This is a genomic window from Streptomyces griseiscabiei (assembly GCF_020010925.1).
Lineage (GTDB): Bacteria > Actinomycetota > Actinomycetes > Streptomycetales > Streptomycetaceae > Streptomyces > Streptomyces griseiscabiei.
In genome coordinates, this window is record NZ_JAGJBZ010000002.1 from 2,847,843 (window position 1) to 2,863,046 (window position 15,204).

15 protein-coding genes are annotated in these 15,204 nt (G+C 72.5%); 5 read left to right on the forward strand and 10 right to left on the reverse strand.

Features of this window, described 5'->3' with window-relative positions; translation table 11 throughout:
* Window positions 1-284: 284 nt before the first annotated feature.
* Both J8M51_RS29675 and J8M51_RS29680 read left to right on the forward strand, forming a co-directional pair.
* Window positions 285-1,928 (forward strand): sensor histidine kinase, encoded by a 1,644-nt coding sequence (locus J8M51_RS29675; RefSeq protein WP_086758519.1) that lies wholly within the window; start codon window positions 285-287, stop codon window positions 1,926-1,928.
* Window positions 1,925-2,668, forward strand: coding sequence for a response regulator (locus J8M51_RS29680; protein WP_107473770.1), 744 nt, complete (start codon window positions 1,925-1,927; stop codon window positions 2,666-2,668). The genes J8M51_RS29675 and J8M51_RS29680 overlap by 4 nt, the downstream gene beginning before the upstream one ends.
* An 18-nt stretch (window positions 2,669-2,686) precedes the next feature.
* On the opposite strand, the gene J8M51_RS29685 is transcribed toward J8M51_RS29680, so the two are convergent.
* The 6 genes from J8M51_RS29685 to J8M51_RS29710 form a co-directional block, all read right to left on the reverse strand.
* Window positions 2,687-3,436, reverse strand: coding sequence for a thioesterase II family protein (locus tag J8M51_RS29685; RefSeq protein WP_086758517.1), 750 nt, complete (start codon window positions 3,434-3,436; stop codon window positions 2,687-2,689).
* Entirely contained in the window at window positions 3,433-4,323 is an 891-nt protein-coding gene (locus tag J8M51_RS29690; RefSeq protein ID WP_086758516.1) for an STM4011 family radical SAM protein, read from the reverse strand. The genes J8M51_RS29685 and J8M51_RS29690 overlap by 4 nt, the downstream gene beginning before the upstream one ends.
* Window positions 4,324-4,336: 13 nt before the next feature.
* Window positions 4,337-5,713, reverse strand: coding sequence for an STM4012 family radical SAM protein (locus J8M51_RS29695; RefSeq protein ID WP_267299583.1), 1,377 nt, complete (start codon window positions 5,711-5,713; stop codon window positions 4,337-4,339).
* Window positions 5,710-6,516: an STM4013/SEN3800 family hydrolase gene (locus J8M51_RS29700; RefSeq protein WP_086760034.1), complete on the reverse strand. Its 807-nt coding sequence runs from the start codon at window positions 6,514-6,516 to the stop codon at window positions 5,710-5,712. The genes J8M51_RS29695 and J8M51_RS29700 overlap by 4 nt, the downstream gene beginning before the upstream one ends.
* A 70-nt stretch (window positions 6,517-6,586) precedes the next feature.
* Window positions 6,587-7,786 carry an STM4014 family protein gene (locus J8M51_RS29705; RefSeq protein ID WP_086760030.1) on the reverse strand — a complete coding sequence of 400 codons (1,200 nt, stop codon included), beginning with the start codon at window positions 7,784-7,786 and terminating at the stop codon, window positions 6,587-6,589.
* A gap of 36 nt (window positions 7,787-7,822) precedes the next feature.
* Window positions 7,823-8,791, reverse strand: a complete 969-nt coding sequence (locus tag J8M51_RS29710; protein ID WP_086760028.1) for an STM4015 family protein — start codon at window positions 8,789-8,791, stop codon at window positions 7,823-7,825.
* A gap of 293 nt (window positions 8,792-9,084) precedes the next feature.
* On the opposite strand from J8M51_RS29710, the gene J8M51_RS29715 reads away from it, so the two are divergent.
* Entirely contained in the window at window positions 9,085-9,411 is a 327-nt protein-coding gene (locus J8M51_RS29715; RefSeq protein WP_086760026.1) for a hypothetical protein, read from the forward strand.
* 66 nt (window positions 9,412-9,477) lie between these two features.
* Window positions 9,478-10,566, forward strand: a complete 1,089-nt coding sequence (locus J8M51_RS29720; protein ID WP_267299584.1) for a DUF6745 domain-containing protein — start codon at window positions 9,478-9,480, stop codon at window positions 10,564-10,566.
* A 22-nt stretch (window positions 10,567-10,588) separates the two neighbouring features.
* On the opposite strand, the gene J8M51_RS29725 is transcribed toward J8M51_RS29720, so the two are convergent.
* Both J8M51_RS29725 and J8M51_RS29730 read right to left on the reverse strand, forming a co-directional pair.
* On the reverse strand, window positions 10,589-11,209 hold the full coding sequence (locus tag J8M51_RS29725) for an L-threonylcarbamoyladenylate synthase (protein ID WP_033528678.1): 621 nt from the start codon (window positions 11,207-11,209) through the stop codon (window positions 10,589-10,591).
* 139 nt (window positions 11,210-11,348) lie between these two features.
* On the reverse strand, window positions 11,349-12,725 hold the full coding sequence (locus J8M51_RS29730) for an FAD-dependent oxidoreductase (RefSeq protein WP_086759591.1): 1,377 nt from the start codon (window positions 12,723-12,725) through the stop codon (window positions 11,349-11,351).
* A gap of 155 nt (window positions 12,726-12,880) precedes the next feature.
* On the opposite strand from J8M51_RS29730, the gene J8M51_RS29735 reads away from it, so the two are divergent.
* The gene (locus tag J8M51_RS29735; protein ID WP_086759592.1) at window positions 12,881-13,369 is read left to right on the forward strand and encodes a hypothetical protein; all 489 of its coding nucleotides are present in this window, start codon (window positions 12,881-12,883) and stop codon (window positions 13,367-13,369) included.
* A 54-nt stretch (window positions 13,370-13,423) separates the two neighbouring features.
* On the opposite strand, the gene J8M51_RS29740 is transcribed toward J8M51_RS29735, so the two are convergent.
* Both J8M51_RS29740 and J8M51_RS29745 read right to left on the reverse strand, forming a co-directional pair.
* Window positions 13,424-14,407, reverse strand: a complete 984-nt coding sequence (locus J8M51_RS29740) for an aldo/keto reductase (protein ID WP_086759594.1) — start codon at window positions 14,405-14,407, stop codon at window positions 13,424-13,426.
* Window positions 14,408-14,436: 29 nt separating this feature from the next.
* Entirely contained in the window at window positions 14,437-15,114 is a 678-nt protein-coding gene (locus J8M51_RS29745) for a DUF1152 domain-containing protein (protein WP_086759595.1), read from the reverse strand.
* Between the last annotated feature and the right edge of the window lie 90 nt (window positions 15,115-15,204).

Below are 15,204 nucleotides of genomic sequence, written 5' to 3' on the forward strand. Positions count from 1 at the left end.
CTCACTTGCGGAAGCAACGGAGGTTGTGGTCGTAGTGGTCACGGCGCCTGTCACCTTATGAGCACGTCCCTCACACCTCTCTTTCCCGGACTCCACGCGAGCGCCATGATGGGCCCCGCCGCACGAGTCGGCGCCCAGCCGCGAGGCGCCCGGGACGGCGTCGGCCGGTGGAAGGGCCGGAGAGAGGCCGGAGAGTACAGCGGGACGCCCGGGACGGCGTCGGTCAGAGAAGCCAGAGAGAAGAGTCCGTCGTGGTGTTCCGTCGCCATACCCTCGCAGGCGAGATGCTGGTGCTCCAGCTCGCCATCGTCGTGGTGGTGCTGCTCGCGGTCGCGGCGGTCTCGCTCACGCAGTCGGCGGCGACCTTCAACCGCGTCGAGGGCCGCCGGGTCACCGCGCTCGCCGAGCAGCTCGCCGCCAACCCCCTGGTCCGCGACCGGCTCGCCCGGCCCGTCGCGCACGAGGCGCTGGCACCCCTGGTGAACTCCACCCAGACCCAGTCCGGGGTCACCTCCGTCACCGTCGCCGACACCGACGGCCGGATCGTCAGCTCCACCGACCCCACCGCGATCGGCGACCCGCTGCCCACCGGCGAGGGCGCCGTCGCGGGCCGCGGCTGGTCCGGCGCCCTCACCCTCGACGGCCGTCGCGAACTCGTCGCCCAGGTGCCCGTGCTCGGCGCGACCACCGACGACAACCTCGGCCGCCTGCTCGGCACGGTCATGATCGGCGAGGCCTCCCCGACCGTGTGGCAGCGCCTCAGCGGCGCCTCCTCCTACCTCCTCGCCTACCTCGGCATCGCCAGCGGCCTCGGCCTCGTCGGCTCCTGGCTGCTCGCCCGCCGCGTCAAACGGCAGACCCTCGGCCTGGAGCCCCAGGAGATCGCCGGCCTCGCCGAACACCGCGAGGCCATGCTGTACGGCATCGCCGAGGGCGTCATCGCCCTGGACCCCCACCACCGGCTCACCCTCGTCAACGAGATGGGGCGCCGGCTGCTCGACCTGCCCGAGGACTGTGTCGGCAAGAGCCTCGCCGACCTCGGTGTCGAGGGACGGCTGCGGGACGTCCTCGCCGGAGCACCGGAGGAGGCACCCCACCAGCGCGACGAGGTCGTCATCCGCCGGGGCCGGGTCCTGGTGATGAACCGGATGACCGTCACCAAGGACGGCCGCCACCTCGGCTCCGTCACCACCCTGCGCGACCGCACCGAACTGGCCCGTCTGGAGCGGGAGATCGGCTCCTTCCGCAGCTCCTCGGAACTGCTGCGCGCCCAGGCCCACGAGTTCGCCAACCAGCTGCACACCATCTCCGGGCTCATCCAGATCGGTGAGCAGGACGAGGTCGTCCACTACATCCGCGCGCTGAGCCGGCACCGCCACTCCCTCGACGTCACCCTCAGCCGCCGGGTCCGCGACACCGCCGTCGCCGCCCTCCTCACCGCGAAGACCTCGCTGGCCGCCGAACGCCGGGTCACCCTGCGGATCTCGGACGCCACCGCCCTCGACCGGCTCGCCCCCGAGGACGCCGCCGACGTGGCCACCGTCGTCGGCAACCTCGTCGACAACGCCGTGGACGCCGCCGCCACCACGACCGTGCCCGACGATCCCGACACCTGGGGCGGCGCCGAGGACGGTGAGGCCTGGGTCGAGGTGGAGCTGCGGCAGGACGCCTCCAGCGTGGAGATCGTCGTCCGCGACTCCGGGCCCGGCGTGGCCCCCGAGCTGGCCCGCGAGGTCTTCTCCCACGGTTTCACCACCAAGGCCGCCCGGGAAGGCGGACGCGGCATCGGCCTGGCCCTCACCCGCCTCGTCTGCGAACGCCACGGCGGTGAGATCTCGGTGACCAACACCCCCGACGGGGCCATGTTCACCGCCCGTATGACCGTCAGCCACCTCGCCGAAGCGGTGGCGGAAGGAGCGACACCATGACCGGCACGAGCAGTACGCCCGGGACGAGCGGCGGGCCGTCGGCCCTGAGCGGCACGCCCGGCACCATCGACGTGCTCGTGGTCGACGACGACTTCATGGTGGCCCGCGTCCACCGCACCTTCGTCGAACGCGTCGAGCCGTTCCGTGTCGTCGGCGTCGCCAGCACCGGCGAGCAGGCCGTCGCCGCCGTCGACGAACTCCGCCCCGACCTCGTCCTCCTCGACCTCTACCTTCCCGACGGCTTCGGCCTCGACGTCATACCCCGGCTGCGCACCGCCGGCCACGACTGCGACGTCATGGTCATCAGCGCCGCCCGGGAGGCCGACAGCGTGCGCGGCGCGGTCCGCCACGGCGTCGTCGACTACCTCCTCAAACCCTTCGAGTTCGAGGAGCTGCGCTCCCGGCTCCAGCGGTACGCCGCCCAGCGCGGCCGGCTCCTCACCACCGTCGTCCGCGGCCAGGCCGACGTCGACCGCGTCCTCGCCGGAGCCACCGCGCCCGCCTCGGCGGCCGGGGCGCTGCCCAAGGGCATGAGCGTCGAGACCGCCGAGCTGATCGAGAGCACCCTCCGCGACGCCGACGGCACCCTCTCCGCCACCGAGTGCGCCACCCTCACCGGCATCTCCCGCGTCAGCGCCCGCCGCTACCTGGAGTACTTCCACGGCACCGGCAGCGCCGACGTCTCCCTGCGCTACGGCGTGGCCGGCCGCCCGGAGCGCCGGTACAGCTGGCGCGTGTGACGGCCGCGCCGCGCGGGACTACAGCCCCAGGTGGCGTCGTACGACGTCGACCACCTCCGCCGACCGGTCGTTGAGGTAGAAGTGCCCGCCGGGGAACACGGACACGTCGGCCGGTCCGTCGGTGTGGTCCGCCCACGCGCGCGCGTACGCCACCGGGGTCACGGGGTCGGCGTCGCCGGTGAGCACGGTGACGGGGCAGGCCAGCCGGACACCCGGGCGCGGCTCGTACGTCTCCAGCGCCCCGTAGTCACCGCGCAGCGCAGGCAGCACGAGCTGGACCAGCTCCTCGTCCTGGAGGACCAGCCCGTCGGTGCCGCCCAGCCGGCGTACGGACTCGATGAGTTCGGCATCGCTCACCCGGTGCAACCGCCTGCCGTCCCCGGGCGTGGACGGGGCGCGCCGCCCCGACACGAACAGCCGGACCGGGGCCCGGCCGGCCGCCTCCAGCCGCAGCGCCAGCTCATGGGCGACCACCGCGCCCATGCTGTGCCCGAACAGGGCGAGCGGGCGGCCGTCGTCCTCGCCGAGGGCCCCGACGACCCCCTCGACCAGCTCCGCGATGCTCCCCGCCGGCGGCTCGGCGTAACGGTCCTGACGCCCCGGATACTGCGCGGCCAGCACATCGGCCCCGGGGGCGAGAGCCTGCGCCATGGGCAGGTAGTAGCTCGCCGAGCCGCCCGCGTGCGGCAGACACAGCAGCCGCACCGCCGCCTCGGGCGCGGGCCGGTAACGACGGATCCACACACCGCTGTTGACCGCTGAGGTCATGGACTCACTCGCTTTCTGATCTCCGGTCGGGTTCCCAGCCGGGCCTCCATTGTCGGCACGCGTTCCAGGACGCCGCCCGCGAACACGTCGTACAGCGGCAGCGTTTCGAGGTGGACGTACCCGATGTGGCAGTCGCAGACGGCCAGCGGGCACGGACGGGGCGAGAGCGCCGCGCGGAACGATCCGTCGTACAGATTGCCCAGTTCGGCCTTGACGAAGTGACAGCGCCGGACCGTCCCCTCGCCGTCCACCGAGACGACCGTGGAACCGGTGCGGCAGGCCCGGCCCGCCGAGCGGTGCGGATGGCGGCTGAAGGGGAAGAGCGGATCCAACTCGCCCCACACCGTCGCCTCCTCGTCGGTGTACGTGTGTCCGTCGGCCGCGTTCACCCACAGATACACCCGCTCCGGCAGCTCCCCGCGCAGCCGCCGGGCGTGCTCCAGATGCTCGGGCAGACCGACGATGCCCACACTGAAGCGGATGCCCATCGCGTCCAGCCGGCGCGTCTTGTCGAGGAACCGCTCGTACGGGGTCTGCCCGGGGTGGTACGTGCACCACAGCGCCACCGTCTCCGGATCGGCCTCCGCCAGCCACTCCGTACGGCAGCTCAGGTTCGTCTGGATCACCACCCGGTCGATGTGCGGCTCGTGGGAGAGGCCGACCAGGGCCTCGCGGTACCAGGAGCGCACCAGCCCCTCGCCCCACGGCGTGAACAGCACCGAGAGCCGGTCGCCGGTCTGCTCCCGTGCCCAGCCGGTGAAACGCTCCAGGGCCGCGCGATCGGCCCGCAACCGGGCCGTCGAGTCGCGGCGCTTGGCGAACGGGCAGTAGGGGCAGTCGTAGTCGCAGGAGGCGAGCGGCCCCCGGTACAGGATCGTCAGGTCCATGGTCCCGGTCCCGTCACTTCGGCTCGTACGCGGCCATCGCCGCCCGCACGGCGGGGGAGAAGAAGCCGGGACCGATCGCGTCGGAGTGGGCCAGCCCCTCGGCGGTCAGCCGCAGCAGCCCGCCGCCCGTGCCCGCCTCCGTCAGCCAGCCGCGTGACGCCAGCAGGTCCAGCTCTCGGGGGAAGTCCGCGTACGGGTCCGAGCCGAACCGCCGCCGGTACTCCGCCACCGGCAGCCCCCGCGCCTGCAGCAGCGACTGCAGCAGATGACGGCGCCGCGCCTCGTCCTCGTCGACCACACGGCCGTGCACGGCCCGCCCGAAGTCCTCGGTCACCGTGTAGTCGTCGATGATCGTGCGGATCTGCCCCATGTCCACCGCGTAGTCGAAGGAGTAGTGCACCTTCGAGGTGTACGAACGGGCCCCGCAGCCCAGGCCGATCATGCCGTCGGTCTGGCAGGCGTAGTCGTCCGCGCCCTGCGGTGGCGCGTCCGTCCGGCGGAACATCCGCATGGAGACCTGCTCGTAGCCGTGCGCCAGCAGATGGTCGCGGCCCTCGCGGTAGCGCCGCAGCCGGGCCCCGTCCCAGTCGCGGTCCGCGACCGCAGGGTCCGCGTGGCGGCCGAGACCGGTCAACGGCCGCACGTACAGCGGATAGAGATAGATCTCCTCCGGCCGCCAGGCGAGGGCCGCGTCCAGCGACAGCCGCCAACTGGCCGCCGTCTGCCCGTCGATGCCGTAGATCAGGTCGATGTTGAGAACCGGGATCGCGGCCTCCCGGATCCGCGCCAGCGCCGCCTCCACGTCGGAGCGCCGCTGCGGTCGTACGGCCGCACGCGCCTCCTCCGGTACGAAGCTCTGCACCCCGAGGCTCAGCCGGGTGGCGCCCCGCTCGGCCAGGACGGTCAGCCGGTCGGCGGTCGCCGTGGCGGGGGAGGCCTCCACGGAGAGCGGGATCGCCCGCAGGTCGGCGCCCATGTGCCGCTCGGCGATGTCGCACAGCCGCTCCAGCTCGGCCGCCTCCAGAAAGGTCGGGGTACCGCCGCCGAACGCGGCGTTCGCGAACCGCGGCGGCTCCGCGTCGCCGAGCGCCTCCCTGACCGCGCGCGCCTGCCGCTCCAGGGCGTCGAGATAGCGGCCGGTCAGCCCGTCCGGCGCGCCGATCCGGGTGAACAGGTTGCAGAAGCCGCAGCGCACCTCGCAGAACGGGATGTGCGCGTACAGCGACAGCGCCTGCCGGGACTCCCCGGCCCACAGGTCCGCGAGGAGCGGGGCACCGGGCAGCTCCCGGTAGGCGGTCTTGTGCGGGTAGGCGTACACGTAGTGCTGGTAGGGGCGAACCGGTGCCCCCGCCTCGGTCCCCGCCTCGGTCTCGGTCTCGGTCACTGTCATGCGGACGGCTCCAGGAAGAAGTGGCTGTAGGGGACGGTCCACACGGCCTCGTGGCCGAGGCGGTGCCCGGTGTAGCCGTCCTCGCCGTAGGCGGTGCCGTGGTCGGAACAGACGACGGCGAAGCAGCGGCGCCGGGAACTCATCGCCGCGAAGAGCCGCCCGACATGCCGGTCGACGTACTCCAGGGCCGCCGCGTGTGTGGCCGGACCGTCGCCCGCCTCCCGCGTGGCGCCCGGCAGATGGAACCAGTTCGGCTGGTGCAGCGCCGAGGCGTTGACGAAGAGGAACAGCCGCTGCCCGGCGGGCAGTTCGGCCACGATCCGCTCGGCGCGGGCCACCTGGGACTCGAAGGACGTCGGTGACGCCACGGAGAACTCCGGCTCCCAGTGGCTCTCCTGGAACATGCCCGGCAGGACACCGCCGAGCGCCCCCTGCTTGTTGAAGAAGCCGACCCCGCCGACGCACACCGTGCGATAGCCGTGCCCGGCGAGCGCCGACACCAGGTCGGGGCTGTCGAAGACGAAGGTGCGCCCCGCGGTCGTCTCACTGCCGGCGAACCGGCTCGCGAAGAGCCGCGGATGTGGTCCCGGCGCCGCCGGCGTCGGCAGGAACCCCGCGAACATCGCCTGGTGCGAGGCGTAGGTGAAGCTGCCGGGCGCGTGCCGCTTCTCCCAGACGCCGCCCGGCAGCCGGGCGGACAGGTTCGGCAGCCGGCCCGCCGCCGCCAGCTCCACGGCCACGTCGTACCGCAGGGTGTCGAGGGTGAGCAGCAGCAGGTCGTCGCGGCCCACCACCTCGTTCATGTCGGGCATGTCCGGCGAGGCGGGTGCGGTGGGTGCGGTGGGTGCGGCCGTCGTGTCGGCGTCGGCCGGGTCAGAAGGGTGCATGGTCTTTCCTTGCCTGGGGGTGGTGCTGGGGTGCCGGGAGCAGGGCGCTCCGCACCGCCGTGAGCTGGGCCGTGTAGGTGTCCAGGCCCTCCGCCGGGCCGCCCGGCAGTCCGGTCAGCCGGGGCAGGAGATCGCCGAAGGCGTTGACCTCGCCCACGGCGAACCGGCGCCAGCCGATCGCCGGGAGCAGATCCACGCCGACGCACAGCGTGCCCGGGAAGCAGGCTGCGGCCCGCTCACAGATGTCGAGCGCCTGCCGCCAGCGGTCGCCCGCCGCGTCCACGACCGGGCCCAGATCGCCCCGCGTCCCGCCGAGATGGAGGTTGGTCATCGGGAAACGGCTGGTGCGGACCACGGCATGGGTGGCCCGGCCCGCCACCACCAGGACCCGCAGATCGGCGGATCTGCCGTGCGCGGAGGCCTTCGGCAGCCAGCGCTCGATGTGCAGACCGTCGGCCGCGAGGGTGTCGACGATGCCGGCGATCTCCCGCTCGTCCGTGTAGCGCCGCACCCGCAGGGAGTTGTGCAGCCGGGGCGGGGCGTGCAGTCCCCCGTCGGGGGCCACCTCCACGGACGTCGTGGCCCTGATCCGGCCGCCGGGTCGCCCCGCCGAGGACGAGGTCCCCGACGACTCGACGGCCAGCACGCCGGACGCGGAGGACCCGTGGGCCGGCTTCACGAAGACCCGCGGCATGCCGTGCTCCCGCATCGCCGCCCGTACGTCGTCCCAGCCGCGCACCGGCGGCGCGTCACCCGAGGTGGGCGACGGGGGCACCGGCACCCCCGCCGCGTCGAGCCGCGCGTGGCACAGCCGCTTGTCGAACAGCACCGGCAGATCCGCCGGATCGTCCAGCCGCACCCCGCCCCGCAACGAACCCACCGCGGCCAGGAACCGGGCGTACCAGACGGCCGAACCCTCCACCCGCGTCGGATCGTCGACATCCCGCAGCAGCCGGTCCACCTCCGCGTTCTCGCCCGGCGAGTCCAGCCGCACGATCTCGTCGTCGGCGAAGTCGTGGCCGCCGTCGCGCAGCACGTCCCGCCACTCGACGACCCGGGGTGTCCCGGCACCGGCCGCCTCGGCCGCCGCGACGAACAGCCCGACCCGCCGGTTCTCCCCGTTCCCGACGACCACCCATCTGCGCGGACCGGGCCCCACTCCCGCCGCACCACGCCAACCGGACACCACACGCCCCCCTTTCGCCCCCGTACCCCTACGCGCTCACTCGCCCACCGCTACGAACCGCCAGACCGTGCCGTCCTCCTCCTCGTCCGACTCGGCGTCGTCGGTGTCGACGTCGACCTGGACCCCCTCGGCCTCCAGGGAGTCCCGGAGGCGGTCGCGTATCGCCGCGCTCAGGTAGTTGTGGTGCAGGTCCAGCGTGGTGAGGTGGGTCAGCGGCTGGCCCGTGAGCAGCGCGGTCGCGCCGTCGTCGGTGAGGATGCCCATCGACACGTCCAGGACGTCGAGGCGGGCCACCACCGGCGCGGAGGCGAGGGCCGCGCAGATGTCGTCCTGGATCTCGCTGTTGCGCAGCGCCAGATGCTTGAGGGCCGGCAGCCGGGTGCCCGCGAGGATCGGCGCCAGGTCGGCCATCTCGCAGTCGCCGCCGTACTCGGGGGTGCCCAGCCACAGGTCCAGCTCGACCAGGGCCGGCAGATCACTGCCCGCGACGCCCCGGACCGCCTCCACGGGCATACCGCCGGTCTCGACCGTCAGTGTCCTCAGCCGCTCGTGCCGCAGCGTCGGGAACACCAGCCCCTGGCCGCCGCGCACCCCGAACTCCTCCAGCCGGGGGAAGGCCTCCAGCAGCGGGCCCACATCGCCCTGGTTGATCCAGGAGATCTCGCACTCCTCCATGACGATGTCGCCGAGGAACAGCGCGCGCAGCGAGGGCAGCCGGTCCTTCGCCGCCACCAGGGCCTCGACGATCCCCTCGGGGCCGCTCTCGTACGCTTCGCTCCAGGCACCCACGACGAGCGCCCGCACCTTCTCGGTGTCGACGGAGGCCAGGAACCGGGCGAACGCCGCCTCCCACTCCTCCTCGCTGTCGTACGAGTCCACCGCGATGCTCCAGGCCACCGACTCGGCGGCGGGCAGGTGCGCGGCACCCTCCGGGCCCTTCACCGACTTGGGAAAGCGGTGGACCGGCAGGCCGTGGAAATCCTCCAGATGGCTCCCGATGGTCATGTGCGCCCCGCCCCTTCGTTCCCTGTCCGAGGGCGGTCACCGAGCCCGTGCCCGGTCCGCCCGCTGCGCACCCGGAGCACACAGCGGCGCCGGGTACGGGAGTTCTACCAAGAACGACTGACAACGTGTGCGGCGGACCCCTGTCCTGTGGACAAACATCGGCCCCCGGTCCTGTGGACAACCGTCGCGCCCGCCCCGGCGAACGCTCCGCGAGGGCCGGTCGGGGCCCGTTGTCAGTGCCTGCCCCTACGTTCGTCCTGTGGCACGGCCTGTGCCCGACGGGAGGGAGACCCATGTACCGGCAAGGAGACGTCCTCATCGCGCCGTTGGCGGAGAGCGCCGTGCCCGGTGGCGCGCTCGACGCGGCCTCGGAGCCCCGTGACGGGCGCGGCCGGCTCGTCCTCGCCCTCGGCGAGGTCACCGGTCACGCGCACGCCGTGGTCGGCCCCGGCCGTCTGATCCGCGAGTCGACCGCGTTCGGACCGATGCTGCTGCACGTCCCGGAGGGCGCCCGTGTCGTCCACGAGGAGCACGCGGCCATCTCGCTGCCCAAGGGCTGGTATCGGGTGATACGGCAGCGCGAGTACGTACCGGGGTCGGTGCGGATCGTCGCGGACTGACGCGACGGTGCGACGGCGCGACCGCGCGACGACACGAAGGCACAGGGGCGGGACAGGGACAGGACGATGACCGAGGGGAACGGCGTGACGGAACAGGGCGGTTGGCGGGCGGTGGCCGCGGCCACCGGAGCGGGTGACCGGGCGCGGGCCGAGGCGGGCGTACGGCTCGCCTACCGGCGGGCGGGGCTGCGGGAACCGGAGCGGATCGTGTGGGCCCGCTCGCCTCTGGAAGCGGTACGCCTGCTGTCGGGCCGACCGGCGGAGGACGGCGAGGCGCCGCCGACGACCGGATCGACCGCAGAGACCGCAGAGACCGGCGTGACCGCGGAGACCGGGGCGAGTGTCCGTGACGCCGTCCGCAACAGACCCGTCGCCGCCGCACGCGCCGCGCTGCACTCCCGTCTGGGCCCCACCGGCTGGGGCGACCACTGGCGGGCGACGGGCGCCGACCTGTGGGAGACGACCCGGCCGCTCGTCGACCGCGTCCGCACCGGCGTCGTCGAGGCGCTGGCCCCCGGCGGCCGCAAGGAGGAGACCGGCATCCGGCTTCTGCTCCTGGACGCGGTCCTGGGCCAGCACGACGCTCCCTGGCTGGCCGCCCTGGACGACGCCCCGGGTCTCGACGGACTCGCCGAGGTGGCCCGCACGGCGGGCTGGTGGTGGCCGTACGAGAAGGTCGCGGTCGTCGCCGAGTGGCCCGTGGAACTGCACCGCGACGAGGCGGGCCGGCTCGACCGGGGCGACGGGCCCGCGCTCGCCTACGCCGACGGCTTCGCCCTGCACGCCTGGCGCGGCCTGCCCGTCCCCGGTGAGTTCCTGGACCGGCTGGGCACGCTGACCCCCGAGCTGATCCGCGCCGAGGAGAACGCGGAACTGCGCCGCGTGATGCTGGAGTTCTACGGCTACGACCGCTACCTGGACGAGGCCGGGGCACGGCCGGTGCACCGCGACGAGACGGGCGTGCTCTGGCGCATCGCCCTGCCGGGCGACGAGGACGTGGTGATGGTGGAGGTCGTCAACTCCACGCCGGAGCCGGACGGCACGAGCCGCACCTACTGGCTGCGGGTGCCGCCCACCACGACCACGGCCCGGGAGGGGGTGGCCTGGACGTTCGGCCTGAGCGCGGAGGCGTACGAGCCGCTGCGGCAGACCTGAGTCCCGTCGCCGCCCTGGCGGGTCATTCGAAGCGTGAGGTGTCGCCCGCGCCCTTGCGGATGATCTCGGCCTCGCCGCTGGAGAAGTCGATGACGGTCGTCGGCTCCGTGCCGCAGTCCCCGGAGTCCACGACCGCGTCGACGAGGTAGTCGAGGCGTTCCTTGATCTCCCAGCCCTGCGTCAGCGGCTCCTCCTCGTCGGGGAGCAGCAGGGTGCTGGAGACGAGCGGCTCGCCCAGCTCCGCGAGCAGGGCCTGGGCCACGCGGTGGTCGGGGATGCGCACCCCGACGGTCTTCTTCTTGGGGTGCAGGAGCTTGCGGGGCACCTCCCTGGTCGCGGGGAGGATGAAGGTGTAGCTGCCGGGCGTGGACGCCTTCACGGCACGGAACACGTCGTTGTCGACGTGCACGAACTGCCCCAGCTGCGCGAAGTTCTCGCACACCAGGGTGAAGTGGTGCCGGTCGTCGAGCTGCCGGATCGTGCGGATCCGCTCGATCCCGTCACGACTGCCCAGCTGGCACCCCAGCGCGAAGCACGAGTCCGTCGGATACGCGATGAGCCCACCCTGACGAATGCTGTCGGCCACCTGCCCGATGGCACGCGGCTGGGGATTGTCGGGGTGCACGTCGTAGTACTTGGCCATTCCCCGAGCCTATGCCGCCAGGGGGGAACTTGTGGCTGCCGCCCGGCCGCAAGCCTTTCAGGGGCGCGGGGAACTGCGCGAGCGGCCACGACGAACTCGCAGCCGAACAGCCAACGCGCAGTCCCCGTTCCCCGTCCCCCTAACCCAGCGGAGCGCTCCCGCTCTCCCGCAGCATGTCCTCACGCTCGACGATCTTCACGCGCTCCCGGCCCTGCGGCTCACCCAGCGCCTTCTCCGCCGCGTCGAGCCTGTACCAGCCCTCCCACGTCGTGAAGCGCACGTTCCGCTCCGCGAAGAAGGCGTCCACGGCCTCCGGGGCGGGCGCGGACGGCTCGTGCAGCCGGCCGTTCGCGAAGTCGTCCAGGAGGTTGGAGACGGTCTCGTTGGCGTCGCCCTTGGTGTGCCCGATGAGGCCCACCGGACCGCGCCGGATCCAGCCGGTGACGTACGTCGACTGCAGATGCGCGCCGGTCTCCTCGATGACCCGGCCGCCCTCGTCCGGGACGGTGCCCGAGTCGACGTCCCAGGGCAGCTTGGGCAGCTTGTCCGAGAGGTAGCCGACCGCGCGGTAGACGCCGGTGACGTCCCAGTCTTTGAACTCGCCGGTGCCCTTGACGTTGCCGGTGCCGTCGAGGGCGGTGCGCTCGGTGCGCAGGCCGACGACCTTGCCGTCCTCGCCGAGGATCTCGGTGGGCGACTCGAAGAAGTGCAGGAACAACTTGTGCGGGCGGTCGCCGGTGTCGCGGATCGCCCAGTTCTCCAGGGTCTTCGCGACCATGTCGGCCTGCTTGTTGCCGCGTCGGGTCGCGATCGAGCCCTCGTCGTAGTCGATGTCCTCGGGGTCGACGATGACCTCGATGTTGGGGGAGTGGTCCAGCTCCCGCAGCTCCATCGGGGAGAACTTCGCCTGCGCCGGGCCGCGGCGCCCGAAGACGTGCACCTCCAGCGCCTTGTTGGCCTTGAGGCCCTCGTGGACGTTGGCCGGGATCTCGGTCGGCAGCAGCTCGTCGCCGGTCTTGGCGAGGATCCGGGCCACGTCGAGCGCCACGTTGCCGACACCGAGGACGGCGACCTTCTCGGCCTCCAGGGGCCAGGTGCGCGGGACGTCCGGGTGGCCGTCGTACCAGGAGACGAAGTCGGCCGCGCCGTAGGAGCCGTCGAGGCCGATGCCGGGGATGTCGAGCGCGCGGTCGGCCGTGGCACCGGTGGAGAAGATCACGGCGTCGTAGAACGCGCGCAGATCGTCCAGGTTGATGTCCGTCGGGTAGTCGACATTGCCGAAGAGGCGGATCTGCGGCTTGTCGAGCACCTGGTGGAGGGCGGTGATGATGCCCTTGATGCGGGGGTGGTCGGGGGCCACGCCGTAACGGATCAGTCCGAACGGGGCGGGCATCCGCTCGTAGAGGTCGATGGAGACACCGGGCTCGGTGGCCACGTCGGACTTCAGCAGCGCGTCGGCGGCGTAGATCCCGGCGGGTCCGGCTCCGACAATGGCTACCCGCAGAGGGCGGGGCATGTTCAGGTTCCCTTCGAGCGGAGACAAGCGACTCGACGGCAACCCTAAACTAAGGTAACCCTTACCAGGTACACGGGTCGGGTCTATGACCTCATAAAGCGATCTTATGCCATCCGGGGGAATGTCCGGACGTCAGGGGGAGCCGCCTCCGCGATGTGTTTGACGGGGCGGTGAACGGCAACGCGGTTTCCATGAATCGACCGAACAGGCAACCGAACGACAACTCCGCGTCCGCCGAGACGGCCGCGGCCAAGGCCCGCCGGACCGCCGGCAAGGCGACGGCACCGGCCACCGACGGCGCGAAGACCGCCGCGATCAAGGTGGACGACGCGGCGGCGTCGACCAAGGCCGGCGCCGGACACGCGGCCGACGCGACCAAGCGGGCCGCGGACGGCACCAGCGCCGCCGTGCACAGTGCGGTCAAGGGCGTCGAGGCGGGCCGTCAGGCGGTCGTCCAGGCTTCCGGGCAGGTGGCCGCCGGCGCGAAGACGGCCATGACCGTCATCGCCCACCGCAAGCTCGTCGCCGCCGGAGTGGGCGCGGGGTTGACCGCCCTGACCGCCGCCTCGTACGCGGTCGGCCGACGCTCGGGCCGCCAGGTCCACGGGGGCCCGCTCACCCGGCTCACCGGTGGCCGGATCTGACGCGCGCACGGGGGTCGTCCGGCACGAGCCGCCGGACGACCCCCGGCCGGCTTCCTACCAGCGGCCTTCCACCTGCTCCTTGATCCGGCGGTCGTACAGCTCCCGGATCGCCGTGAGCGTCTCGCCGGACAGCTCCGGCAGCGCCGCGGCGGCCGCGTTGGCGCGGGCCTGCTCCGGCGTACGGGCGCCCGGGATGACCGTCGTGACCCCCGGCAGCTGGACGATCCAGCGCAGCGCCAGCTGGGCCGCGGTGTACCCCTCGGGAGCGAGCGCGGCGAACTCGACGGCCGCCTCGACCCCCGTGCCGTAGTCGACGCCGGAGAAGGTCTCGCCCTGGTCGAAGGACTCGCCGTGCCGGTTGTAGGTGCGGTGGTCGTTCTCCGCGAACACCGTGTCCTTCGTGTACTTGCCCGACAGCAGCCCCGAGGCCAGCGGCACCCGCGCGATGATCGCGACGCCCGCCTTCTCGGCCGCCGGGAGGACGTCGAGGAGCGGCTTCATCCGGAACGGGTTGAGGATGATCTGCACGCTCGCCACGTTCGGCCGGGCGATCGCCGTCAGCGCCTCGGCGCAGGTCTCCACACTCACCCCGTACCCGGCGACGCGCTCCTCCTCGACCAGGGTGTCCAGGGCGTCGAACACCTCGTCCGAGGAGTACACCGGCGTGGGCGGGCAGTGCAGCTGGACCAGGTCGAGGCGGTCCACCCCGAGGTTGCGGCGGGACCGGTCGTTCCAGGCCCGGAAGTTGTCGAGGACGTAGTTCTCGGGGATCTGCTCCATGCGACGGCCCATCTTCGTCGCGATGAACACATGCAGGTCGGGCCTGCTCCGCAGGAACGTGGCGATGGTCTGTTCGCTGCGTCCGTCGCCGTAGACGTCCGCCGTGTCGAAGAAGGTCACCCCCGACTCGGCCGCCGCCTCCAGCACCGCGAGGGCTTCCGTGTCGTCGACGTCTCCCCAGTCGGCGCCCAGCTGCCAAGTGCCGAGACCGACCACGGACGCGTGCTGACCCAACCTACCGAATGCGCGTTCTTCCATGGCGTCAGTCTGTCACCTGTTCCCCGTGGTCAATGAGGGAAGGCACGCGGTGGGCGCTGCCGGGGCAGCTCGTCCCGGAACTCCGCGACGACCGAGCTGATCTGCCGCGTCAGTTCCGTCTTCTCCAGCCGGTCGAGATAGAGGTTGCGCCGGGCGAGCCCCACCGCGTCCACACCGAAGCCCAGGCAGGCCACGAGCCGCTCCGGTATCCCGTCGAGACCGGCGACGGCACCCAGGCTCGCCATGTCCTCCTCCGGTGTGCCGAGCCCGTGCTCGTCCCCGCGCATCAGGATGTCGGTGCCGCCGTCCACCAGCACGACGGCGTCCACCCCGCCCAGATGCCCGATCAGCGCGCGATAGGCCGCCCGCAGGGGCGCCACACCGGTGCGGGACAGCGCGTACACCGTGGCGGGCTGCCCGTGCAGGTCCAGCCACTGAGCGAGCGCGCGCTCGGGGAAGTAGTCGCCCCGGAACGTGGTCGTCGGCCCGATGGCCGCGACGTCCTGCTCCACCCACACGTCCAGGCTCAGACCGTGGAGATCGGCGAAGGAGAGGTTGGCGAGATGGACCTCCTTGCCCGCCGACCGCAGGGCGAGGGCCAGCGGCAGACCGGCGTAGACGTCGAAACCGCCACCGGCGCCGGCGATGAGAACGCGCCGCGCGTCGCGCAGGCGCGTGAAGAACGGGGGCTGCTGGAGAGAGAACACCGGGGGAAGCTAGCAAGGCCACGGGTGGGACGCGCGCGATTTACGGGGGCCGGACGACCCGTTACCGTACCGGTCAGTAACCGGATGGAT

Coding starts and splice junctions, on each gene's coding strand:
- J8M51_RS29675 (WP_086758519.1), top strand. CDS start 285: ATGCTGGTGCTCCAGCTCGCCATCGTCGTGGTGGTGCTGCTCGCGGTC.
- J8M51_RS29680 (WP_107473770.1), top strand. CDS start 1,925: ATGACCGGCACGAGCAGTACGCCCGGGACGAGCGGCGGGCCGTCGGCC.
- J8M51_RS29685 (WP_086758517.1), bottom strand. CDS start 3,436: ATGACCTCAGCGGTCAACAGCGGTGTGTGGATCCGTCGTTACCGGCCC.
- J8M51_RS29690 (WP_086758516.1), bottom strand. CDS start 4,323: ATGGACCTGACGATCCTGTACCGGGGGCCGCTCGCCTCCTGCGACTAC.
- J8M51_RS29695 (WP_267299583.1), bottom strand. CDS start 5,713: ATGACAGTGACCGAGACCGAGACCGAGGCGGGGACCGAGGCGGGGGCA.
- J8M51_RS29700 (WP_086760034.1), bottom strand. CDS start 6,516: ATGAACGAGGTGGTGGGCCGCGACGACCTGCTGCTGCTCACCCTCGAC.
- J8M51_RS29710 (WP_086760028.1), bottom strand. CDS start 8,791: ATGACCATCGGGAGCCATCTGGAGGATTTCCACGGCCTGCCGGTCCAC.
- J8M51_RS29715 (WP_086760026.1), top strand. CDS start 9,085: ATGTACCGGCAAGGAGACGTCCTCATCGCGCCGTTGGCGGAGAGCGCC.
- J8M51_RS29720 (WP_267299584.1), top strand. CDS start 9,478: ATGACCGAGGGGAACGGCGTGACGGAACAGGGCGGTTGGCGGGCGGTG.
- J8M51_RS29725 (WP_033528678.1), bottom strand. CDS start 11,209: ATGGCCAAGTACTACGACGTGCACCCCGACAATCCCCAGCCGCGTGCC.
- J8M51_RS29730 (WP_086759591.1), bottom strand. CDS start 12,725: ATGCCCCGCCCTCTGCGGGTAGCCATTGTCGGAGCCGGACCCGCCGGG.
- J8M51_RS29740 (WP_086759594.1), bottom strand. CDS start 14,407: ATGGAAGAACGCGCATTCGGTAGGTTGGGTCAGCACGCGTCCGTGGTC.